Origin of the sequence: Delftia sp. K82 (genome assembly GCF_002193035.1) — a bacterium.
Lineage (GTDB): Bacteria > Pseudomonadota > Gammaproteobacteria > Burkholderiales > Burkholderiaceae_C > Comamonas > Comamonas acidovorans.
Map to the genome: position 1 here is coordinate 57,726 of NZ_MYFL01000001.1, position 22,038 is coordinate 79,763.

Annotated in this window: 16 protein-coding genes; 6 read left to right on the forward strand and 10 right to left on the reverse strand. The window is 69.4% G+C overall.

From position 1 onward, the window contains the following. Nucleotides 1–171: 171 nt before the first annotated feature. A complete protein-coding gene (locus tag KDK82_RS00265) occupies nt 172–2,082 on the reverse strand; it encodes a bifunctional UDP-sugar hydrolase/5'-nucleotidase (RefSeq protein WP_088163642.1) in 1,911 nt (636 codons plus the stop codon). Between the two features lie 148 nt (nt 2,083–2,230). On the opposite strand from KDK82_RS00265, the gene KDK82_RS00270 reads away from it, so the two are divergent. After that, entirely contained in the window at nt 2,231–4,750 is a 2,520-nt protein-coding gene (locus tag KDK82_RS00270) for a heavy metal translocating P-type ATPase (protein ID WP_088163644.1), read from the forward strand. A 13-nt stretch (nt 4,751–4,763) separates the two neighbouring features. Here KDK82_RS00270 and KDK82_RS00275 read toward each other — a convergent pair whose 3' ends face one another. The 3 genes from KDK82_RS00275 to KDK82_RS32585 all read right to left on the reverse strand — a co-directional run bounded on the left by KDK82_RS00275 (nt 4,764) and on the right by KDK82_RS32585 (nt 6,749). After that, complete coding sequence (locus KDK82_RS00275; protein ID WP_012207520.1) at nt 4,764–5,468, reverse strand: riboflavin synthase; 705 nt, start codon at nt 5,466–5,468, stop codon at nt 4,764–4,766. Nucleotides 5,469–5,568: 100 nt separating this feature from the next. Further along, on the reverse strand, nt 5,569–6,444 hold the full coding sequence (locus tag KDK82_RS00280) for a hypothetical protein (protein ID WP_088165401.1): 876 nt from the start codon (nt 6,442–6,444) through the stop codon (nt 5,569–5,571). A 155-nt stretch (nt 6,445–6,599) separates the two neighbouring features. Next, nucleotides 6,600–6,749, reverse strand: a complete 150-nt coding sequence (locus tag KDK82_RS32585) for a hypothetical protein (protein ID WP_013800628.1) — start codon at nt 6,747–6,749, stop codon at nt 6,600–6,602. A 196-nt stretch (nt 6,750–6,945) separates the two neighbouring features. On the opposite strand from KDK82_RS32585, the gene KDK82_RS00285 reads away from it, so the two are divergent. From KDK82_RS00285 to KDK82_RS00295, 3 genes are read left to right on the forward strand one after another with little or no spacing between them, the layout of a single operon-like run. After that, nucleotides 6,946–7,629, forward strand: a complete 684-nt coding sequence (locus tag KDK82_RS00285; RefSeq protein WP_043823813.1) for a DUF2760 domain-containing protein — start codon at nt 6,946–6,948, stop codon at nt 7,627–7,629. Between the two features lie 2 nt (nt 7,630–7,631). After that, the gene (locus tag KDK82_RS00290; RefSeq protein ID WP_088163646.1) at nt 7,632–9,497 is read left to right on the forward strand and encodes an Hsp70 family protein; all 1,866 of its coding nucleotides are present in this window, start codon (nt 7,632–7,634) and stop codon (nt 9,495–9,497) included. Between the two features lie 58 nt (nt 9,498–9,555). Then, entirely contained in the window at nt 9,556–12,408 is a 2,853-nt protein-coding gene (locus KDK82_RS00295; protein ID WP_179217828.1) for an Hsp70 family protein, read from the forward strand. A gap of 87 nt (nt 12,409–12,495) precedes the next feature. Here the strand turns inward: KDK82_RS00295 and KDK82_RS00300 are convergent, their stop codons facing one another. Continuing rightward, entirely contained in the window at nt 12,496–14,433 is a 1,938-nt protein-coding gene (locus KDK82_RS00300; protein ID WP_088163650.1) for a trypsin-like peptidase domain-containing protein, read from the reverse strand. Between the two features lie 203 nt (nt 14,434–14,636). Between KDK82_RS00300 and KDK82_RS00305 the strand changes: the two genes are divergently transcribed. Beyond that, nucleotides 14,637–16,079, forward strand: a complete 1,443-nt coding sequence (locus KDK82_RS00305) for an NAD-dependent succinate-semialdehyde dehydrogenase (RefSeq protein ID WP_071956841.1) — start codon at nt 14,637–14,639, stop codon at nt 16,077–16,079. Between the two features lie 57 nt (nt 16,080–16,136). On the opposite strand, the gene KDK82_RS00310 is transcribed toward KDK82_RS00305, so the two are convergent. The 4 genes from KDK82_RS00310 to KDK82_RS00325 all read right to left on the reverse strand — a co-directional run bounded on the left by KDK82_RS00310 (nt 16,137) and on the right by KDK82_RS00325 (nt 20,432). Beyond that, nucleotides 16,137–16,670 carry a GNAT family N-acetyltransferase gene (locus KDK82_RS00310; protein ID WP_034397101.1) on the reverse strand — a complete coding sequence of 178 codons (534 nt, stop codon included), beginning with the start codon at nt 16,668–16,670 and terminating at the stop codon, nt 16,137–16,139. 80 nt (nt 16,671–16,750) lie between these two features. After that, on the reverse strand, nt 16,751–18,736 hold the full coding sequence (locus KDK82_RS00315) for an FUSC family protein (RefSeq protein WP_088163652.1): 1,986 nt from the start codon (nt 18,734–18,736) through the stop codon (nt 16,751–16,753). Continuing rightward, on the reverse strand, nt 18,733–19,194 hold the full coding sequence (locus KDK82_RS00320; RefSeq protein WP_088163654.1) for a MarR family winged helix-turn-helix transcriptional regulator: 462 nt from the start codon (nt 19,192–19,194) through the stop codon (nt 18,733–18,735). Before KDK82_RS00320 ends, KDK82_RS00315 begins: the two co-directional genes overlap by 4 nt. Nucleotides 19,195–19,349: 155 nt before the next feature. Further along, nucleotides 19,350–20,432 carry a YeiH family protein gene (locus KDK82_RS00325; protein WP_088163656.1) on the reverse strand — a complete coding sequence of 361 codons (1,083 nt, stop codon included), beginning with the start codon at nt 20,430–20,432 and terminating at the stop codon, nt 19,350–19,352. A gap of 132 nt (nt 20,433–20,564) precedes the next feature. On the opposite strand from KDK82_RS00325, the gene KDK82_RS00330 reads away from it, so the two are divergent. After that, complete coding sequence (locus tag KDK82_RS00330; protein ID WP_071956838.1) at nt 20,565–21,470, forward strand: LysR family transcriptional regulator; 906 nt, start codon at nt 20,565–20,567, stop codon at nt 21,468–21,470. Nucleotides 21,471–21,476: 6 nt separating this feature from the next. Here KDK82_RS00330 and KDK82_RS00335 read toward each other — a convergent pair whose 3' ends face one another. Then, the gene (locus KDK82_RS00335) at nt 21,477–21,986 is read right to left on the reverse strand and encodes a CreA family protein (protein WP_012207508.1); all 510 of its coding nucleotides are present in this window, start codon (nt 21,984–21,986) and stop codon (nt 21,477–21,479) included. Nucleotides 21,987–22,038 lie beyond the last annotated feature (52 nt).

The window sequence follows — 22,038 nt, forward strand, 5'->3', positions numbered from 1 at the left end:
CGCCACGACGCAGGTTGCCCGCAGCGAAGCGGAGGGTCGCGGACATCCGGGTCGCCTTTGCTTTGCCTACTTTCCTTTGGCGAAACAAAGGAAAGTAGGTCGGCCGCCGGGCCGAGACCCGGCCTCGAAAAACACCCCCCCGGCAGGGTCTCAAAAAAGAGCGTGAACTAATCAGCGCCCACCCTGAAAACTACGCGTGCTGTACAGATCCATCGGCAGCCGCGACAGCAGCGGCAGACCAGACACCGCATCCACCGGCTGCCTCTCGATGTAGTTGAAGAACACATCGGAATCGAGCACGCCAATGTCCAGACGGCGCGCATCAGGCACGGCCGCCAGCGTCTTGTAGCCATCGCCACCCGTGGCATTGAAGCTCAGCACGAACAGCTTGTACGTGCGCGCCGTATCCAGCGGCTTCCACGTCTTGCTCGCGTTGTCATACACCTCGATGCCCGACACACGCTGGCCGGCCGCCGCTGCCGCATTCACGTCAAAGCGCAGGCCGCCCGTGTAGGGGTAGGGGCCGGTCGTGCCGCTGGGGCCGTACACGGCCTGCAGGCCGTCTTCGAGCATGCCCTTGACTTCCGTGCCGGTGATGTCCAGGCGGAACAGCTTGTTGCCGAAGGGCAGGACCTGGATGACCTGGGCGGCCGTGGTCTGGCCCAGCAGCGGGATGCGCACGCCGCCGCCGCTTTGCAGGGTGATGTCGGCGCCGCCGTAGTGGCGGTTGGCTTCTTCCAGGTAGGCCTGGGCCACGAGCTGCTGGATGTCGCCGCCGCGCACGCTGACGCTGCCTTCGGCATTGCAGGCGGCGCTGGACTGGCTGTAGTTCATGGTGCCGACGCCGCCGGGCACGCGGCGCGAGCACAGTTCCTGGGGCACGGTGGCGACCTGCTTGAGGTTGAACTGGGCAACCTTGTCTTTGAAGGGCTGCAGCGCGGCCGTGGCCTTGGCCGAGGGCGTGGTCACGCGCAGCACGCCGGTGGCGGCGGCGCTGGCCTTGAGCGCGGTCTTTTGCGCATCGGTGGCGGCCTTGCCGGCGATGGTGAAGCTGTCGCCGATGAGCACATGGGGCGTGCCCGTGCACTGGGTGACGCGGCCGTCGGCGTCGAACTGGACCTTGAGGTCGCCGACGACCTGGGCGTACTCCCAGGCCTGGACCACGCAGACGGGGCTGCCGTCCTTGTCGGCCAGGCGCGTGGGGTAGGCGCCGCCGGGCGTGCCCACGCCCGTGGTGTTGAGCACGTCGGGGCCGAGCAGGGTGTGCGAGTCGCCGCCCACGACCACGTCCACGCCGCTGAGCTTGGGCACGATCTGGCGGTCGTACTCATAGCCCACATGGCTCATGACGATGATCTTGTTGATGCCCTTGGCGCGCAGCGCGTCGATTTCGCGCTGGGCCGCCGTGACCTCGTCCTCGAAGGTGGTGTCGGCATCGGGGCTGGACGATGCCTTGGTCTTGCCCGCAATGGTCAGGCCGACGATGCCGATCTTCTGGCCGCCGCGCTCCACCACGGTGGAGGGGTTCACATAGCCGGGCGCCTTGGCCGCGTTCAGGGCCGAGTTGGCGCCAAAGCGCACGTTGGCGCTGAGCACGGGCGTCTTGCATGTGCCTGTGCGCAGGCGGTCCAGGAAGGACTTGAGGCCGCTGTCGCCCTTGTCGAACTCGTGGTTGCCCAGCGTGAAGGCGTCAAAGCAGACGGTGTTCATGAGGGCGGCATCGGCCTCGCCGTCGGCGCCTGCACGGTTGAAGTACAGCGTGCCGGTGAGCGCGTCGCCGGCGTGCAGCTTGAGCACGTTGGGCGACTGCGCGGCCAGCTCCTCGATGGCCTGGGTCACGCGCGCAAAGCCTGCGGCGTCCACGGCCACGGCTTCGGCCTTGCCCGTGCCGGCGTCCAGCTGCAGGGTCTTGCTCTTGGACTCCAGCGTGGAGTGGTGATCGTTGATGTGCAGAATGCGCAGCTCCAGCGGCTGGCCTGCGGGCGTGTCGTTGCCGGAGCCGCCGCAACCGGCGATCAGGGCGGAGGCAGCCAGGGCCACGGCCAGCGGGCGCAGGGCGGGGCGATGGGAGGTCAAGGACATGAACGGGTTCTCTCTGTATCGGTTTGTCACGGCCGCCGATGCTGGGCAAGGCTGATGACACGGCGATGAAATCGCCTTGCAGGGGGCTTGACCTTGACATGGTGGCAATCTCTAAAGTGCCTGCATGCGAGAACAAAGGAGTCAGGCAATGAATGCATCGACCAAGGCCGGCATGGCCATAGACCTGCCCGTTCAGGGCATGACCTGCGCCTCCTGCGTGGGGCGTGTGGAGCGCGCGCTCAAAAAGCTGCCGGGCGTGCAGGAAGCCGTGGTCAACCTGGCCACCGAAAAGGCCAGCATCCGCTTCGAGGGCGCGGCCGACCTGCCCGCCGCCATTGCAGCCATCGAGAAGGCCGGCTACGAAGTGCCCCAGTCCAGCGTGGAACTGGAAGTGGAGGGCATGACCTGCGCCTCCTGCGTGGGCCGCGTGGAGCGGGCGCTGAAAAAGGTGGAGGGCGTGCAATCGGCCAGCGTGAACCTGGCCACCGAACGTGCAGTGGTGACGCTGGCTGGCAGCGCAGATGTGGCGGCCCTTGTGGCAGCCGTGCACAAGGCCGGGTACGAGGCGCGTCCGCTGGGCGCCAGCGCGAACCCGGCCAGTGAAGGCGGCGCAGCGCAGTCGCCGGCCGAAGACGGCACGGAGCAGCGCCAGGCGCGCGAGCGGGCCTCGCTCAAGCGCTCGCTGGTCGTGGCCACGGTGTTTGCGCTGCCGGTGTTCGTGCTGGAGATGGGCGGCCACATGGTGCCGGCCTTCCACCACTGGGTGGGGCAGGCCATCGGCACCCAGAACAGCTGGTACCTGCAGTGTCTGCTGTCGGCCATCGTGCTGTTCGGGCCGGGCCTGCGCTTTTTCCAGAAAGGCATTCCCGCGCTGCTGCGCGGCGCCCCCGACATGAATTCGCTGGTGGCCGTGGGCACCTCGGCGGCCTTTGCCTATTCGCTGGTGGCCACCTTCGTGCCGCAGTGGCTGCCGGCCGGCACGGTGAATGTGTATTACGAGGCGGCGGCCGTGATCGTGGCGCTGATCCTGCTGGGCCGCTTCATGGAGGCGCGCGCCAAGGGCAATACCTCGGAGGCCATCCGCCGCCTGGTGCGACTGCAGGCCAAGACGGCGCGCGTGCGCAAGGACAGCGCCGTGCAGGAAGTGGACATCGCCGCCGTGCGTGCGGGCGACACCATCGAGGTGCGGCCCGGCGAGCGCATTCCCGTCGATGGCGAGGTCATCGAGGGCAGCAGCTTCGTCGATGAATCCATGATCAGCGGCGAGCCCGTGCCGGTCGAGAAAACCCCGGGTGCCGAACTGGTCGGCGGCACGGTGAACCAGAACGGCGCGCTGGCCTTTCGCGCCACCAAGGTGGGCGCGGACACGCTGCTGGCGCAGATCATCCGCATGGTCGAGCAGGCCCAGGGCTCCAAGCTGCCCATACAGGCGCTGGTGGACCAGGTCACCATGTGGTTCGTGCCGGCCGTGATGGCCGTGGCCCTGCTGACCTTCGGCGCCTGGCTGGCCTGGGGGCCGTCGCCCGCGCTGAGCTTTGCGCTGGTCAATGCCGTGGCCGTGCTCATCATCGCCTGCCCCTGCGCCATGGGCCTGGCCACGCCCACTTCCATCATGGTGGGCACGGGCCGGGCCGCGCAGATGGGCGTGCTGCTGCGCAAGGGAGAGGCCCTGCAGACCTTGAAAGACGCCCGCGTGGTGGCCGTGGACAAGACCGGCACGCTGACGCGAGGCCGCCCCGAGCTGACCGACCTGGTGCTGGCCCCCGGCTTCGAGGGCGAGCGCAGCCGCGTGCTGGCGCTGGTGGCGGCCGTGGAGGACCGCTCCGAGCACCCGATTGCGCGCGCCATCGTGGATGCGGCCAAGGCCGAGGATCTGCCGCTGGGTGCCGTGGATCGCTTTGAATCGGTGACAGGCTTTGGCGTGCGCGCCCAGGTGGAGGGGGTGCGCGTGGAGATCGGTGCCGACCGCTTCATGCGCGAGCTGGGCCTGCAGGTGGACACGCTGGCAGACGAGGCCGCGCGCCTGGGCGACGAAGGCAAGACGCCGCTGTATGCCGCGGTGGACGGACGCCTGGCCGCCATGATCGCCGTGGCCGATCCCATCAAGGACAGCACGCCGGCCGCCATTGCCGCGCTGCACGCCTTGGGCCTGAAGGTGGCCATGATCACCGGAGACAACCGCCGCACGGCCGAGGCCATCGCCCGCCAGCTGGGCATCGACGAGGTGGTGGCCGAGGTGCTGCCCGGCGGCAAGGTCGATGCCGTCAAGCGCCTGAAGGCCGAGCACGGCACGCTGGCCTATGTGGGCGACGGCATCAACGACGCGCCGGCCCTGGCCGAGGCCGATGTGGGCCTGGCCATCGGCACGGGCACGGACATCGCCATCGAGGCGGCCGACGTGGTGCTGATGTCGGGCGACCTGGGCGGCGTGCCCAATGCGATCGCGCTGTCCAAGGCCACCATGGCCAATATCCGCCAGAACCTGTTCTGGGCCTTTGCCTACAACGTGGCCCTGATCCCCGTGGCCGCCGGGCTGCTGTACCCCGTCAACGGCACGCTGCTGTCGCCCGTGTTCGCGGCTGGGGCCATGGCGCTGTCCAGCGTCTTCGTGCTCAGCAACGCGCTGCGCCTGCGGCGTTTCAATCCGCCGCTGGCGGCAGGGCGTTGAACGACGAAGGCAGTCAGCCGGGCAGCTTGGGGACGTCTATGAAGTCGTCCAGGCTCAGGCCTTTTTCCTTGAGCAAGGCTTCTAGCACGGGCTGCAGGCGGCCCAGGCTTTGCTGCACGGTCTCGCGCACCGTGTCCACCACGACCTGGGTGCTGCGGTCGATCTCCACATTGAGCAGGTCGCCCACGCCCTTGGACTCGAACACGGTCATGCGGCGCGTCTCGGGGATCAGCCAGACCTCGAACCAGCCCGCCTGGCGGTCCACCTCGGACACCGTGAGGCTGGCGCCGTTGATGGCGATGTAGCCCTTGGCGAACACGTAGTGGCGAAAGCCCTCGGGAATGCCGAAGCGGATGCGGTGGTTGGTGTCGCTGGAGGCCACTTCCAGCACGGGCGAGGTGAAATCCACATGGCCTGACAGCGGGTGGCCGCCGATCTCGGCGCCATCCTTTGCCGCGCGCTCCACATTGACGCGCCCGCCCACGGCATAGCCGCCCAGCGTGGTGATGTTCAGGCTTTGCAGCATCACGTCGAAGGTGGCGCGCGTGGGCGAGAGGATCTCCGTCACCGTCAGGCATACGCCGTCGGTGGAGACGCTGGCGCCGATGGCCAGGTCCTGGCAGAAGCCTTCGGGAAAGTCGAGGGTGAAGGTGCGCAGGCCGTTCTGGTCGCGCAGCGCGGCAATGCTTGCCACGGCCTGGATGATGCCGGTGAACACGATGTGGGATTCCTTGGAGCCGCCTGGTCGGCGGCGAAGCGGGTATTTTGCATCGCGGCGCTGCGCTGCGGGGGCGCAGGCCGGCGTGTCCCTGCGGGCATCAGGCCGGTGCCGCTGCCTCCTCCCACCAGCCGCTGAGCAGTGCCGGCGGGCGCTGCGCCGCATGCACCCAGGCACAGGACGGCCAGGCATCCTGCTGCACGTTCATGCCCGCATAGATGCCGTAGCCGGGGCCGGCCGCGATCTCGCCTTCGGCATGCAGGGTCTCGCCCGCGCGGATGCTGCAGGCCGCACGGATGTCGCCCAGCGCGCGCATGCCCCAGTCCACCTCGATATGGCTGCCGCCTTCCACGTCGGCGCCAGCGTACAGGCCGTGGCCCAGCTCGATCAGGCCGCTGGCGCGGATGCTGCCGCCCGCGCGCAGGCCCTTGCCGCAGCGGATGGCGCCCTGCACCTCGATATCCTGGCCGGCCTGGGCGCCGCCGGCCAGGCGCAGGTCGGCGCCGCAGCGCAGCTCCCAGCCGGCGCGCACGTCTTCGGCGCGCAGTTCCTCGTGCACGTCCACGCTCCAGGCGGCCTTGACCAGGCCGCCGGCCTGCAGCGGGCCGCTGCAGAAGATGGCGCCGCCACTGTGCAGGTCCTGGCCGGCCTCGATGCGGCCGGCGTGGATGCCGGCGCCGGCCTGCAGCGTGCGGCCCACGGCCAGCAGGCCGGGCACGCGCAGCTCGCCATGCACGACGACGCTGCCTGCGAACACCAGGGCATCGGCCTCCAGGTGATCGACCTCCAGCACGGCGTCGGTGGGGCCGAACTGATTCATGAGCCAGCGCGCATCCTCGATGCGGCCATCGCCCACCAGGGCGTCGAGCACGCGCTGGTAGTCGTTGCCGTCATGGCGGTTGCGCACGAACCAGCGAAAGCCCGCCGCGCAGGGGCTTTTGGCACGCAGAAAGTTTTGGGAGAGTTCCATGTCCATCATCGGCTCCGGGGTCAAGGCGGCTGCGCCATGCGGCGGCGCGGCCGAAAAGGCGTGCAGGCCAGGGAGATGCGGGGCGTGGGCCGGCAGCTCCTGGCATGCGCTTCGCATGCGGGATTCGCTGCGGGGGCCGTGCGGGAAGCTGGGGGTGGACCTCAGGCTTTCCGCACGGCGGCGGAAAGCAGGGCCGTGAAGCCGCACAGGCTGATGAAGGCCGTGGGCACGCCGTGCACGCGCTGCGGCCGCTGCGCGCGCAAGGCGGTGCAGCGGGTCGGGGCGTGGCGGAAAAGGCGTGTATGGGCCATGGACAGGGGCAGGAGCAGCCGCGATTATGCCGCGAGGCCATTTGCGCACGGGGGCATGGGGCCGTGTACAGGACGGGGCTTCGTTGCTTTGGGTAACATCACGGACCCTGCGGGCGCCCGGTGGAGGACCATCGGCGCCCGGTTGCCCTGCTGCGCGGCGATCGGCCCGGCAGGGTCCTCTCGCCAAGAGAAGCCCATGAATTCCAAGACTCCCCCCTCGTTCCTGAGCCGCATCGCCATCGCGATCGGCAGTTTCTTCGCCATCCTCGGCAACGGCCCCCTGGCCGCCGATGTGTCCCGCCTGCGCGACGGCGAGCCGCTGGCCGCCGACGTGCCGCCGCCCGCACCCAAGGAGGTGCGCGTGGAGGTGCCCGTGGACCGGATCGTCGAGGTCCGTGTCGAGGTGCCTGTCGAAAAGGTGGTCGAGAAAGTGGTTGAAAAGCGTGTCGAGGTGCCGGTCGAGAAGATCGTCGAAAAGACCGTCGTGGAGCCGGCCGCACCCGCTGGCACTGCCGCCCTGCAGCTGCTGGGCCTGCTGCAGCGCGAGGCGCGCTTTGTGGACTTCGTGCAGGAAGACGTGGCCGGCTATGCCGATGCCGAGATCGGCGCCGCAGCGCGCGTGGTGCACGAAGGCTGCCGCAAGGTGCTGCGCGAGCATTTCAGCATCGCCCCCGTGCGTGCCGAGGCCGAAGGCAGCCGCGTCACGCTGGCCGCAGGCTTTGATGCCGCCGCCGTGCGCCTGACGGGCAACGTGGTCGGCCAGGCACCCTTCACGGGCACGCTGGGCCACCGCGGCTGGCGCGTGGACGATGTCCGCCTGCCCCAGCTCACCGATCACAAGGCCGCCGCCATCGTGGCCCAGGCCGAGGTGGAGCTGTGAGCATGGACCAGTCCCGTCAATCCTCCCAGGCGCGCTACAGCATCGGCATCGACCTGGGCACCACGCATTGCGCGCTCTCCTATGTGGACCGCCAGGCCAGCGATGGCGAGAAGGTGGAGCAGGGCGTGCTGGACATTCCCCAGCTCACCGGCCCCTCCAGCGTGGAGGCGCGCCCGCTGCTGCCGTCCTTCCTTTACCTGCCGCATGAAAGCGAGCTGACTGCGGCCGACATGGCCCTGCCCTGGGGCGCCAGCCAGGACTTCGTGGTGGGCGAGTTCGCGCGATCGCGCGGCGCGGCCACGCCGATCCGGCTGGTCTCCAGCGCCAAGAGCTGGCTGTGCCATCCGGGCGTGGACCGCCGCTCGCCCCTGCTGCCGGCCGATGCGCCCGAAGAGGTGCACCGCGTCTCGCCCCTGACCGCCTCCATCCGCTACCTGTCGCACCTGCGCTGGGCCTGGGAGCAGGCCCATCCCGAGGCGCCGTTCGACGCCCAGGACGTGACGGTGACCATTCCCGCCTCGTTCGACCCGGCCGCGCGCGAGCTGACGGCCGAGGCCTGCCGCGCCGCGGGCTTCCAGAAGCTCACGCTGCTGGAGGAACCCCAGGCTGCGCTGTACAGCTGGATCCAGGCCAGCGGCGGCCAGTGGCGCAAGCAGGTGCAAAGCGGCGAGATCATCCTCGTCGTGGACGTGGGCGGCGGCACCACCGACCTGTCGCTGATCGCCGTGCTGGAAAAGGACGGCGGCCTGGAACTGCAGCGCGTGGCCGTGGGCGAGCACATCCTGCTGGGCGGCGACAACATGGACCTGGCCCTGGCCTACGGCGTGGCCCGCAAGCTGGCCCAGGAGGGCAAGCAGCTCGACGCCTGGCAGACCCGCGCCCTGGCCCATGGCTGCCGCCAGGCCAAGGAGCAGTTGCTGGCCGACGCCTCGCTGCAGTCCGTGCCCGTGGTCGTGCCCAGCCGGGGCAGCAAGCTCATCGGCGGCAGCATCCGCACCGAGGTCACGCGTGACGAGGTGCTGCAGATGCTGGTGGAAGGCTTCTTCCCGCGCGCCGCCGTCTCCGACAAGCCCCAGACCCGCGCGCGCGCCGCGCTGACCCAGCTGGGCCTGCCCTATGCGCAGGACGCGGCCGTCACGCGCCACCTGGCGGCCTTCCTCTCGCGCCAGGCCGGCGCCACCGAGCAGATCGAAGGCCTCAAGGGCACGCAGCCCGAGGGTGCGTCCTTCCTGCATCCCTCGGCCATCCTGTTCAACGGCGGCGTGCTCAAGGCGCCGCAGATCGAGCAGCGCATCCTGGAAGTCGTCAACGGCTGGCTGGCCGGCGAGGGCGCGCAACCCGCGCGCCTGCTGGATGGCGCCAACCTGGACCTGGCCGTGGCGCGCGGCGCTGCCTACTTCGGCCATGTGGCGGCTGCGGGCCGTGGCGTGCGCATCCGTGGCGGCACGGCGCAGAGCTATTACGTGGGCGTGGAAAGCAACATGCCCGCCATCCCCGGCATGGAGCCGCCCATCTCTGCCCTGTGCCTGGCACCCTTCGGCATGGAAGAGGGCACCGAGGTGGCGCTGGACACCCAGGAATTCGGCTTGGTCGTGGGCGAGCCCGTGCGCCTGCGCTTTTTCGGCTCCTCCGTGCGCCGCGCCGACCAGGTCGGCACCGTGCTGGACTTCTGGGGTCCTGAGGAACTGGTCGAACTGCAGGAGATCGAGGCCCACCTGCCCGCCGAAGGCCGTGCGCCCGGCGAGATCGTGCCCGTCACCCTGCATGCACGCGTGACCGACATCGGCACGCTGGAGCTCAACGCCGTGCCCGTGGGTGGCGATGAACGCTGGAAGGTGGAGTTCGACGTGCGGGCCGATGTAGCGTAGCCCGCCCCGGCGGCAGGCCCGGTCCGGGCCGCGCACCGTGCCCTGTATGACTGCCGATATGCCTGATACTGCCGCCCCCGCCTCCGCCGCCCCCTTAGCTCCCGACGCAGCCCACATCGTGGGCATCGACCTGGGCACCAGCCACACCGTGGTGGCGCATGTGCCCGTGGGCGGCACGGCGGCCGACATCGCCTTGCTGCCTGTGGCGCAGCGTGTCTCGGCCAGCGAGGTGGCGGCCCAGGTACTGCTGCCTTCTGCGCGCTACCAGGCGGCTCCCGGCGAGCTGGGCGATGCCTGGCAGCAGCCTTGGACTGCTCTGGGTGCGGATGCGCAAGCGCCCGCCGTCAATGGCCGCTGGGCGCGTGACCTGGGCGCGGCCGTGCCGTCGCGCCTGGTGGCCAGCGCCAAGAGCTGGCTGTCGCATGCGGGCGTGGACCGCACGGCGGCCATCCTGCCCTGGGGCGCGCCCGAAGAGGTGGCCCGGCTGTCGCCGCTGCAGGCCTCGGCCAGCTACCTGGACCATGTGCGCCAGGCCTGGGACCGCGCCCACCCCGGCGCGCCGCTGCGGGACCAGCTGGTCGTGCTGACCGTGCCGGCCTCATTCGACGAAGGCGCGCGCGCACTCACGCTGGAGGCCGCGCAGCTGGCTGGCCTGCCTGCAGTGCAATTGCTGGAGGAACCCAAGGCCGCCTTCCACGACTGGCTGGTGCTGCAGGGCGAGCATCTGGCGGCCGAGCTGGCGCACTGCCGCCTGGTGCTGGTGGTGGATGTGGGCGGCGGCACCACCGACCTGACCCTGATCCGCGTGCAGCCCGGTGAAGCTGGAGGCCTGCCCGTGCTGACACGCACGGCCGTGGGCGAGCACCTGATGCTGGGCGGCGACAACATGGACCTGGCGCTGGCCCATCGGCTGGAGCCGCAGTTCGCCCCGCCCGGCGAGCGCCTGCCCGCCGCACGCTTCGCCCAACTGGTGCAGCGCTGCCGCATGGCCAAGGAACAGTTGCTGGCCGACGATGCGCCCGAGTCCGTGGCCGTGACCCTGCTGGGCAGCGGATCGAAGCTGCTGGCGCAGACGCGCACGGCCACGCTGCGCCGCGACGAGGTGCGCGAGGCCGTGGTCGAAGGCTTCATGCCGCTGGCCGGCCTGCAGGATCTGCCCACCCGGCGCCAGGGCGCTTTGCGCGGCCTGGGCCTGCCCTATCCTGCCGATGCGGCGATCACACGGCACCTGGCGCAGTTCCTCGCGCAGCACGCGGCTGGGGAGTTGCCCGATGCGGTTCTGCTCAATGGCGGCGTCTTCCACGCCCATGCGCTGGCCCAGCGGCTGGTGGCGCAACTGCAGGCCTGGCGCGGCCAGCCGCTGCGCCTGCTCCACAACCCGCATCCCGACTGGGCCGTGGCACGCGGCGCAGCGGCGCATGGCCTGGCCATGCATGCCCAGAGCCGTCCGTCTGAGGATCTGCCGGAATCGGAAGATGCCCGGACTGTGCCCGCCCCGGTACCGCGCATCGGCGGCGGCTCGCCGCGCAGCTACTGGCTGGTCCTGCCCGAGAAGGCGGGTGCCGGACCACAGGGCATCTGCCTGCTGCCGCGCGGCACGGAAGAGGGCGTGCGCATCGTGCTCTCCGGCCGGCGCTTTGCGCTGCGCCTGGGCCAGGCTGTGCGCTTTTCCCTGGTGGCCAACAGCCTGGCGGCGGCGCCTGCGCAGGCCGGCCGCATCGCGGCGCTCGACGGCGAGGGCTGGGTCGAGCTGCCCGCCCTGTCCACCGTGCTGCCTGCGCCCGAGGGCCGGGACAAGGCCCAGGTCGAGGTGCAACTGCAGGCCTGCATGACCGAGGTCGGCACGCTGGAGGTGCGCTGCGTGGCCGTCGACGATGCGCAGCGCCAGTGGCTGCTGCCGTTCAGCGTGCGCGGTGCGCTGGCCGCAGATGCGCAGGACACCGGCGATCGTTCTGCCCGGCAGGGCCGGCTGGTCGACGCCGTGGCCCTGATCGAGCGCATCTTCGGCAGCCAGGCGCAGGAGGTGACTGCCAAGGAGGTCCGCCAGCTGCGCCAGTCGCTGGAGCGACGGCTGGGCCCGCGCGAGGACTGGGACCTGCCGATGCTGCGCGCACTGTTCGACGCCTTGCTGGCCCGCGCCAGGCGCCGCCGCCGCACGGCCGAGCACGAGCGCGTCTGGCTGAACCTGGCAGGCTGGTGCCTGCGCCCCGGCGTGGGCGCCGAGCTGGACGGCTGGCGCATGCAGCAGGTCTGGCAACTGCATGGCCAGGGCCTGGGCCATGGCGGCGAGGCGGCCAACCGCACCGAATGGTGGGTTTTCTGGCGCCGCGTGGCCGCGGGCCTGGATGAGGCCCGGCAGATGGAGCTGCTGGAAGAGGTTGCAGGCCATATGCAAAAGGCCGTGCAGCAGTCCACGCAGCGCAGCCAGGGGAAATCGGCCCATGGCAGCTACGACGACATGCTGCGCCTGTTCGCCGCCATGGAAGCCGTGCCCTGGCAGTACCGCCAGGAAATGGGCCAGTGGATGCTGCAGCGGCTGAAACACCCTGGTGAATCCGTGCAGACCTGGTGGGCCATAGGCCGGCTGGCCGCGCGCATGCCGCTGGCCGCCAACGCCCACCGCGTCATGCCGCCCGAGGCTGCGCAGGAGTTCCTGGACGCCACCCTGGCGCAGGACTGGCGCCGCAATGAAACCGCCATGTTCGCCGCCGTGCAGATGGCCCGCATGACGGGCGACCGTGCGCTGGACCTGTCCGATGCCCAGCGCGCCCTGGTGCTGGAGCGGTTGCGCGGCGCCGGTGCACCGCAGCGCTGGATCGACCTGGTGGAACAGGTCCAGCAGATGGACGCCCAGGATGCGAAGCGCAGCTTTGGGGATAGCCTGCCGCCGGGGCTGGTGCTTGTGGGGTGAGTTTGGTTGTTCAAAAAGAAGGCCCCGCAGTGCGGGGCCTTCTTTTTGGGGACGCACTGCGGTGCAGTGCGCCGGGCCGGGCCTGGCTTATTGCGAATTCCAGACGTAGTAGGCCAGGCCTTCGTACTTGAATGCCGGGTAGGAGGCGATCACGAAATCGCGTTCAGCCGCGTTGGCTGTGTAGAAGTGCGTGCCTGTCTGCATGTTGAAGAAGCGGAACATGGGAACGGTGCCATTGCCGGCGGCCGTCTGGGCATACCAGGACGTGCCCTCGCTCTTGAAGCTGGGGTAGGTTGCGAGCACGTAGTCACGTTCAGGCTGGCTGATGGTGAAGAAGTGTGCGCCGGAGGCCGTGTTGAAGAAACGAAATACCGGGTTCAGGCCCTGCTGCGGCTGGGTGGACGCATAGAAGGCCACGTTCTCGTACTGGAAGGCCGGGTAGGTTGCCACCACGTAATCGCGCTCGGAGGCGCTGGCCGTATAGAAGTGAGCGCCGGTCTGGCGGTTGAAGAAGCGGTAGATGGCGGTGCGGGCCTGTCCGGTGCCGGTGCTGGTGTCTGCGGCAAGCCACTTCTCCACATTGGGGAAAAACAGATCAAAGCGCCCATAGATTGACGTTCCCCCGGAAGCGGGGCAGGTCTGGTCGTCGCCACCGTAGAGCACGCCGACCAGACGTCCATCCAGGAACATGCCCGAGCCACTGCTGCCCCCTTCGGTCAATCCCCGGTTCCATGTCACGAGGTTGAAGCCGCCGCTGCGGTCATAGCAATTCATCCTGCCTTCGCTGGATGGTTCGCACGCCACGGATCCATAGACTGTTCCAAAGCTGATTTTCTGAAGATCGCCTCGAGGATGGTGGATGCCGACCATGCTGCTGCCACGCTCCACCAACTTGCTGCTCCAGCCTGCAAAGACGGCGCCAGCTGGAGGCGCTTCATTGAGGCGCAGCAGGGTCGAGTCGTAGGTCGCCGTCGCATAGAGCAAGGTGGCACCGTTCCTGAGCACTTTGCTTGCGGAGGACAGCGTGCGGCTGTTGCAGGAGGGAGTGCGATAGAACCAGGAGGTTTCCAGGGAGGATGCTTCAGTCTGGCTGCTGATGCAATGGTTTGCCGTAATGAAATACGGCGTGCCGGAAGAGGCTTGGTCATTGAGCAGCGTACCCGTACACAAGTAGCCCCCGCCATTCTTCACATACAACATGCGGGCCACGGCGTTGCGCTGCGAACTGTATGCGTCGTAGCAGGTGGAGTCCAAGTGGCAGGACACTGCCTCGTTGAGCTGAGCCGAGAACTGCATTTCGCCTTCCATCGGAAGCGAGAGGTTCTCATGCACATGCATCACGCGCGGGATGGCGATGCGCAGCGTGTCGGCCGGGACACCTGGGGGCAGATCGATCTCCAGCGTTGCTTCGTCACCGCCCGTGTCAGGCGTCCACCAGGTGCGGCCTTCGGCAGTGTCGTCACCGGCGTCCTTGTTGGCCTGCAGCAGTTGCAACACGCGCTGGCCCGAAATTTCATAGGCACCGGCGCGGTCGCCCTGCGCATAGATGCGCAGCAGGGCGCTGCCAGGCAACTGGTCGATTTCCACGCCCAGTCGGATGCCGTAAGCGCCTTCTGAGCGCACGCTGACGGAGGCAGTGATGCCTCCGTCAGCAGAGGCCTCCCATTGCAACTGCCCGCCCAGGGCCTGTGTGCTGCCTGTCTGGGTGCTCAGGCGCTGTGCGCCGACCTGCAGGGCGCCACCCACGGCAGCCGAGGCGGCGCGTACGTCCTTCCATGGACCCAGTTCCACGCGCAGCGGCATGGGGGTGACGGCTGCACGGGAAGACATGCTGCGTGAAGCCAGGAACTCCCGAGGCGTATCCTGCGGCTGGACGCGCGAGTCCACGCTCATGCGAGGGATGAACTGAGGCACATCGGCGGCGCCCTCCTGCCCCCATGCCAGCCCCAGGCTGCCTGCCAGGGCGAGCGCCAGCGCGACGCTGCGCAAACCCCTGCGCGCAGTGGTGTCGAAAAGATCGGTCATGAGCTCCCTCTCAACGGATTGGTGGATATTGCGAAACCCGGGCATTTTAGGTGTTGTGTGCGTGACAGCCCGGTGACGGCACCGCCGTCCGGCGCTTCCTAGAATGATCGCTGCGCTGCAGCGGCAGCCGGGTGCGGACACTGCGAGGGCCGTGCCTGCCCCACACATCTGCCCCCTGTCATCTACCAAGGATCTGATCCAGCATGAGCCATTCCTACTCCGACACCCAACTCCTGATCGACGGCCAATGGCAGGACGCCGCCAGCGGCAGGAAGATTCCCGTGCGCAACCCGGCCAGCGGCGAAGTCATCGGCCATGTGGCCCATGCCGACGTGGCCGACCTGGACCGTGCGCTGGCCGCAGCGCAGCGCGGTTTCGAGGTCTGGCGCAATGTCTCCGCCCATGAGCGCGGCGCCGCCATGCGCCGTGCCGCAGCCCTGCTCAAGGAGCGCGCCGACGAGATCGCCGCGCTCCTGACGCAGGAGCAGGGCAAGCCTGTGGCCGAGGCCAAGGGCGAAATCCTGGCCGGCGTGGGCATCATCGAATGGTTTGCCGACGAGGCGCTGCGCGTGTACGGCCGCATCGTGCCCTCGCGCCGTCCCGAGGTGCAGCAGCTGGTGATCAAGGAGCCCGTGGGCCCCGTGGCTGCCTTCACGCCCTGGAACTTCCCCGTCAACCAGATCGTGCGCAAGATCGGCGCGGCGCTGGCCACGGGCTGCTCCTTCCTGTGCAAGGCGCCCGAGGAAACGCCGGCTGCGCCTGCCGCCCTGTTCAAGTGCTTTGTCGATGCCGGTGTGCCGGCCGGCGTGGTGGGCCTGGTGTTCGGTGATCCGGCCCAGATTTCCTCCTACCTGATTGCCCATCCCGTGATCCGCAAGGTCACGTTCACCGGCTCCACCGCAGTGGGCAAGCAGCTGGCGGCGCTGGCCGGCCAGCACATGAAGCGCTCGACCATGGAGCTGGGCGGCCACGCGCCGGTCATCGTGGCCGAGGATGCCGACGTGGCCCTGGCCGTGAAGGCCGCAGGCGCGTCCAAGTTCCGCAATGCGGGCCAGGTCTGCATCTCGCCCACGCGCTTTCTGGTGCACAACAGCGTGCGCGAGGAATTCACGCGCGCCATGGTCGCGCATGCCGAAGGCCTCAAGGTCGGCGATGGCCTGGCACAGGGCACGCAGATGGGCCCGCTGGCCAATCCGCGCCGCGTCACGGCGCTGTCCCATCTGATCGAGGATGCGCAAAAGCAGGGCGCCAAGCTGCTCACGGGCGGTGCCTCGCTGGGCGGCGCGGGCAACTTCTTCGCTCCCACGGTGCTGGGCGACGTGCCATTGAGCGCCGAGATCTTCAACCAGGAGCCCTTCGGCCCCGTGGCCGCCATCCGCGGCTTTGACGATCTGGGCGAGGCCATTGCCGAGGCCAACCGCCTGTCCTACGGCCTGGCGGCCTATGCGTTCACGCGCTCCATCAAGACGGCCCACCAGCTGGCCCAGCAGGTCGAGACCGGCATGCTGTGGATCAACCAGCCGGCCGTGGCTTCGGCCGAGATGCCGTTCGGCGGCGTCAAGGATTCGGGCTATGGCTCCGAGGGCGGCCCCGAGGCGCTGGAGGCCTATCTGGTCGCCAAGGCCGTGTCGATCGCGGCGGTGTAAGACAGGCATCTGCCCCATGGACAAGGCCGTCCCACTCGTGTGGGACGGCCTTTGTTTTCATGGGGCGGCAACGCCCGACGTGGCGACCCCTGGTATGCGGTAGACGACGAGCACGTACTTTGAAAGGCTCTGGCGCTCAACCTCCACGCCACCCAGCCCCTGGGCAATGCGCCGGCTGGCGGTATTGGGCTCGGCCACCGGATAGCGCAAGGACTGTGGCGCAAAGGTCGCTCGGGCCCATGCTGCCAGCGCGGCCACGGCCTCGCGGCCGTAGCCCTGGCCATGCACGTCCTCGCGTATCCAGATGCCGAGTTCGGGCTCGGCGTCGCGCGCGCGGTGCAGGCCCAGCAGGCCGGTGAATCGGCCTGACGTGCGCTCGCGCAGCGTGAAGTTGAAGTCCGTGCCGGCTGCGATCTCCCGCAGCCATCCGCGCCAGACCGCCTCGAACTCGGCAGGCGTCGACGCCGGCTCGAAGGACAGGTAGCGCGTCAGCGTGGGCGTGATGCAGGCAAAGGCCTCATCGGCATCGGCGGCAGTGAAGGGGCGCAGCGCCAGGCGCTGTGAGGTGATGGTGGTGTCGCTCCACGACATGGATGCTTTCCTTGCAACAGGGGACAGGGAGCGTGGGGCGCTGCCGGCCTGAGCCGGCCATTCTGGCATGGGTCCGTGCTTCAGCCGGCGTTGCGGAAGAAGGCTTCGTGCTGCGCGATCTCATGCGCGGCATGGCGCAGCTGGCGGGCCTGGTCGGGATGGCGTTTGGCCACGCGCTGCGCCAGCGCGCGCAAAAGCGGCGGGCACTGGCCGGGCGCCTGCTGCAGCCGCTGCAGGCGCAGCAGCGCAGCGCGCACGGCGCGGGCGGTGCCGTCGCCCAGGGCCGCTTCCCCGGACAGCTGATGCAGCGCCTGGATGGCACGGCCCACATGCAGGGCGGCCAGGCCGCACTCCGCTGCCTGCGCACCCAGCTGCCCTCCGGCCTGCTCCGACATGCGCACCAGGCGCAGCAGCCGGTGGTACAGGCGGGCGCGCCAGATGCGGCCATCGCGCGCATGGCCGGGCGTGGCGGCCATGTCCTGCAGCTCGTGGACCATCATGGAGCGCAGGCTTTGCAGCCGGCCCTGCAGCGTGACCGGCAGGATGAAGCGGTAGGCCGCCCAGCCGGCCAGCGGCCCGGACACCACGGCCAGCCCCAGGGCCAGCGCATGGCCGAAGCTGGCCGTCTGCGGAAAGTGGGGCTGCAGCAGGAGCAGCAGCACCATGTTGCAGTCATAGCCCGAGAGCGCGGTGCGCTGGTGCGAGAACAGCAGTGCGCCCACGTAGACAAAGGGCAGCATCAGCCACACCAGGCCCGCCTGGCTGCTGGCGAACGGCCAGACCAGCCACTGGCAGGCCAGGGCCACCAGCACGCCCATGGCCTGGCCCAGGGTCACATGGCGCATGGTGGCCGAAGGGTTCTCGAAGCCCGAGAACACGGTCAGCATGATGGACATGCCCAGCAGCATGTAGGCACCGCCGCTCCAACCCGTCACCACCCACAGCAGGCCCACGATGGCGATGGCCGCGCTGGCACGCAGCATGGCGCGGCGCGCGCCCAGCCAGTCGCTGTGCAGCACCACGGGCCATTGGCGGGCGCGGTGGCCGGGCGGCAGGGCCACGTCATGGGTGGCGGCCAGGTGGGCCTGCAGCGCAAAGCCCATCGGGGCCAGCATGTCGGCTGCGCCGGGCCAGGCCACGGCGGCCTCGCGTGCGCGCACCAGGGCCGCCGCGGCCTCGTGCAACTGCACGCGGGTCTCCAGCGCCACGGCGGCTTCGCGCAGCGCCTGCGCGGCGGCCAGGGCCTGCGCCTCGCCAAAGGCCGCAGGCGGCTCCTGTGATGGTGCATCGCGCAGCCACAGCAGGGCCGAGATCTGGGCATTCATGAGCCGGCGCAGCGCGTGCACGGCCTCGCGCGAGCGCTGCGAACCGGCGGCGTGCGGGTCCAGCCCCTCCTCGATCACCGCCATGGCCAGCAGGCGGGCGGCGATCTCCTGCGAGCCCAGTGACGAACGGCCGCGCGCCTGCAGGCTGTCGGCCAGATCACGCAGCAGTTGCGCGAACAGCTGGCGCACCTCGGCATTGCCGGGAATGCCGCTGCCCTTGGGCGTGAACAACCAGCCCACGAGCAGGGCTGCGAATACGCCTGTCAGCGCGGTGAACAGCCGGTCCCAGCCCAGGGCGAAGACCTGGTCGGGATGGGCGAAGTCCAGCAGCGCGACCATGGCCGCCGAATAGCCGGACAGCATGGTGCCGTAGGCCACGAAGCTGCGCTGCAGATTGCCCACGCCCGCGCACAGGCCCAGCCACACGGCCAGGCCCAGCACCAGCCACAGCAGGTTTCCCTGGGCCAGCAGCACCAGGCCCACGCCCACGGCCGTGCCGGCCACGGTGCCTGCGACCCGGAAAAAGCTTTTTTCGAGCAGTTGCCCGCGCAGCGGCTGGGATGCGGCCCAGGTGGCCATGGCAGCCCACTGCGGATGCTCCAGCCCCAGCTGCCAGGCAGCCAGCAGCGCCAGGCAGGCGGCAAAGGCCGTGCGCAGATGCTGGCGCAGGCGCACGGGGTCGAAGCCCCAGCGAACCGAGGCCTGCAGCAGGCGGCCATAGGCATCGTGGAGGGCGCTCATGGCGCGCCTTCAGTGCGCAGCGCGACCATGCGCGCCTGGATCTTGGCCATGCCGGCCAGCATGGCCTCGACCTCGGCATCGTCCAGGTCTTGCAGCATGGCCATCTCGGCCTGCAGCATGGTGGCGCGCACGCGGTCCACGGCGCCGTTGCCTTCATCCGTCAGGAAGATGCGCTTGCTGCGCCGGTCGCCGGGGTCGGCGCGGCGTTCCACCCAGCCGTGGCCTTCCAGAATGTCGAGCAGGCGCACCAGGCTGGAGCCGTCCAGCCCCACGCGCTCGGCCAGTTCCTTTTGCGTGACGCCGTCGCCCCAGGCGCGCAGGTGGATCAGCGGCGCCCAGGTGGCATCGGTCAGGCCGTCGGCCAGCAGTTGCTCCTCGACCTGGCGGCGCCACTGGCGTACCAGGGTGACCATGAGAAAGCCGAGGCGAGCGCGGGGAGGGGCAGAGGCAAAGGACATGCCTCGATTATCTTTGCAATGCAATTAATTTGCATTGCAAATTAATTGTGTCTGCAGTTGATTTAAGGGTATTCCCTTGTTCAGGGGCGGGCAGTCCATGAAAAAGGCCCTGCAAGACGATGCTTTGCAGGGCCGGTCGATGAATGCGGACGGCTTCAGAGCAGGCCGGGCACCCAGAGGTTGAAGAGCAGGCCCGCCACCAGAAGCCATGCGAACAGCAAGGCGGCCAGCAGCAGGGGCTTCGTGCCTGCGGCACGCACGGCGCGGACATGGGTGGTCAGGCCCAGGGCCGCCATGGCCACGGCCAGCAGGGCGTTGTCCAGCTGCACGCCCACCTGCACCACGGCTGCAGGCAGCACGCCCAGGGAGTTCACGCCGGCCATGGCGACGAAGCCCAGCGCGAACCAGGGAATGGTGATGCGGCGCGGCTGGCCGTCGCTCACCTGGCTGCTGCGGTTGCCGCGCGCCACGGCCATGGACAGCAGCAGCAGGAAGGGGGCCAGCATCATCACGCGCACCATCTTGGAGATCACGGCCACGTCGGCGGCTTCGGGGGCAATGGCTTCGCCGGCGGCCACGACCTGGGCCACCTCGTGCACGGTGGAGCCCACGTACAGGCCGTACTGCGCAGGCGACATGTCCAGCCAGCCGTGGGCGGCGTTCCAGTGGAACAGCGCGGGGTAGAGGAAGGTGCCCACGGTGCCGAAGACCACCACGGTGGCCACGGCCACGGCCACGTCTTCGGCGCGGCCCTTGATCACGGGTTCGGTGGCCAGCACGGCAGCGGCGCCGCAGATGGAGCTGCCCGCGCCGATCAGCACCGTGGTGCGCGCATCCAGCCCGAAGACGCGGCGGCCCAGCCACTGCGCCAGCAAGAAGGTGCTGCCCAGCACCAGGGCATCGACCACCACGCCGGCCATGCCCACATGGCCTATGTCCTGGAAGGTCAGTCGCAGGCCGTAGAGCACGATGCCCGCGCGCAGCAGGCGCTGCTTGGCCAGGCCCACGCCGGCATGGCAGCTGGGCGCCAGGCGCGGATAGACGGTGTTGCCGATGACCAGGCCGATGCAGATGGCCAGCGTCAGCGCACTCAGGCCCGAGCCGGCCAGCAGGGGCTGGCGTGCGCCCCAGGTGGCGGCTGCGGCAATGGCGCCGGCCAGCAGCAGGCCGGGCGCAAGCTCGGTCAACTGGCGAAGCCAGCCAGGGTGGGAGGAGCGTGGGAGGGATGTGGTGTTCATGGTGCCTGCGCGCCGCGTCAGGAGCGCGGTGCATGGGAGGCACTTTAGATTTCTTGGCTATATTCGTATAACGAATAGTTTTTGTAGCACCAACCGGGGAAACAGGTTGATGCCTCGTTCAGACTGCACGCCATGCTGCACCTCACCCTGCGCCAACTTGAAATCTTCTGCGCCGTCGCCCAGGCGGGCTCCACCGTGGCCGCGGCCGACGCCGTGGCCCTGTCGCAGTCGGCCACCAGCGCCGCGCTGCAGCAACTGGAGCAGGCCATGGGCGCCCAGCTGTTCGAGCGCGTGGGCCGGCGACTGGCGCTCAACGACGCGGGGCGCGCCCTGCTGCCCGAGGCACTGGCGCTGCTGGAGCAGGCCAGGGGCATAGAGCAGGCGTTTTCGGTGCGGGCCGCCAGCCTCCCCGTGCGTCTGCGCGTGGCAGCCAGCACCACCATAGGCACCTATGCGCTGCCGGCCGTGCTCGCGCACCTGGCGCGCAGCCATCCGCACCTGAGCGTGGACCTGCAGATCGCCAACACGCGCGAGGTGGGCCAGGCCGTGGAATCGCTGGACGTGGACCTGGGCCTGATCGAGGGCACCAGCCACTGGCCGGGGCTGGAGGTCGAGCCCTGGATGCGCGACGAACTCGTCATCGTGGCTGCAGCACAGGACCCGCTGGTGCAGGCCGCGGGCCAGCGCCCGCTGGGCGTGGCCGCCTTGCGCGGTGCGCGCTGGCTGCTGCGCGAGCCGGGCTCGGGCACGCGCGAGATGGTGGAGCATGCCTTGCTGCCGCATCTGCACCAGTTGCCGGCCGCCGCCACGCTGGGCAGTTCGGAGGCGATTGCGCGCTGCGTGGCCCAGGGCCTGGGCATCAGCTGCCTGTCGCGCGTGCTGGTGCAGGCCCTGGTCGCCTCGGGAGAGCTGGCCGTGCTGCCGACCACGCTGCCGCGCATGTGGCGGGATTTCTCGCTGGTGCAGCGGGCGGGCAAGCGCCGCTCGCCGGCGCTGGCGGCCTTTGTGCAGGCCTGCCGCCAACACGCCCAGGACTGAGGCGGGTTATTTGCCCAGCGGAATCGGCGTGCTGCGCGGCACGGGCACGGCGGTGACGCTGTTTTGCGGCGAGCCTTCGATCACGCGGTCCGAGTAGGTCATGTAGACCAGGGTGTTGCGCTGCGCATCGACCATGCGCACCACGCGCAGGCGCTTGAACAGCAGCGAGATGCGTTCGGTGAACACCTCGTCCTGCTGCTTGAGCGGCGCAGGGATCTGGATGGGGCCGGTCTGCACGCAGCTGATCGAGGCTTCGGCGCGGTCCTCGGCCAGGCCCAGGCCGCCCTTGATGCCACCGGTCTTGGCGCGCGAGACATAGCAGGTCACGCCCGCCACCTTGGGATCGTCATAGGCATCGACCACGATCTTGTGGTCCGGGCCTATGAACTTGAACACCGTGTCCACCGCGCCGACCTGCTCGGCGCGCGCACCGCAGGCGCCCAGCAGCAGCGTGGCCAGAGCGGCCGTGAGCAAGGCCCGGCCTCGCGGGAAATACTTCACACTGGGTTTGATCATGGCGTTGCGTAAGAGAGTGGCGCGGCCCAACTCAGGGACACCGAGGAAGGGC

Excerpts from the sequence above, each read along its gene's own strand:
- KDK82_RS00265 (WP_088163642.1), bottom strand. The coding sequence starts at position 2,082 with ATGTCCTTGACCTCCCATCGCCCCGCCCTGCGCCCGCTGGCCGTGGCC.
- KDK82_RS00270 (WP_088163644.1), top strand. The coding sequence starts at position 2,231 with ATGAATGCATCGACCAAGGCCGGCATGGCCATAGACCTGCCCGTTCAG.
- KDK82_RS00280 (WP_088165401.1), bottom strand. The coding sequence starts at position 6,444 with ATGGACATGGAACTCTCCCAAAACTTTCTGCGTGCCAAAAGCCCCTGC.
- KDK82_RS32585 (WP_013800628.1), bottom strand. The coding sequence starts at position 6,749 with ATGGCCCATACACGCCTTTTCCGCCACGCCCCGACCCGCTGCACCGCC.
- KDK82_RS00285 (WP_043823813.1), top strand. The coding sequence starts at position 6,946 with ATGAATTCCAAGACTCCCCCCTCGTTCCTGAGCCGCATCGCCATCGCG.
- KDK82_RS00290 (WP_088163646.1), top strand. The coding sequence starts at position 7,632 with ATGGACCAGTCCCGTCAATCCTCCCAGGCGCGCTACAGCATCGGCATC.
- KDK82_RS00295 (WP_179217828.1), top strand. The coding sequence starts at position 9,556 with ATGCCTGATACTGCCGCCCCCGCCTCCGCCGCCCCCTTAGCTCCCGAC.
- KDK82_RS00300 (WP_088163650.1), bottom strand. The coding sequence starts at position 14,433 with ATGACCGATCTTTTCGACACCACTGCGCGCAGGGGTTTGCGCAGCGTC.
- KDK82_RS00305 (WP_071956841.1), top strand. The coding sequence starts at position 14,637 with ATGAGCCATTCCTACTCCGACACCCAACTCCTGATCGACGGCCAATGG.
- KDK82_RS00310 (WP_034397101.1), bottom strand. The coding sequence starts at position 16,670 with ATGTCGTGGAGCGACACCACCATCACCTCACAGCGCCTGGCGCTGCGC.
- KDK82_RS00315 (WP_088163652.1), bottom strand. The coding sequence starts at position 18,736 with ATGAGCGCCCTCCACGATGCCTATGGCCGCCTGCTGCAGGCCTCGGTT.
- KDK82_RS00320 (WP_088163654.1), bottom strand. The coding sequence starts at position 19,194 with ATGTCCTTTGCCTCTGCCCCTCCCCGCGCTCGCCTCGGCTTTCTCATG.
- KDK82_RS00325 (WP_088163656.1), bottom strand. The coding sequence starts at position 20,432 with ATGAACACCACATCCCTCCCACGCTCCTCCCACCCTGGCTGGCTTCGC.
- KDK82_RS00330 (WP_071956838.1), top strand. The coding sequence starts at position 20,565 with ATGCTGCACCTCACCCTGCGCCAACTTGAAATCTTCTGCGCCGTCGCC.
- KDK82_RS00335 (WP_012207508.1), bottom strand. The coding sequence starts at position 21,986 with ATGATCAAACCCAGTGTGAAGTATTTCCCGCGAGGCCGGGCCTTGCTC.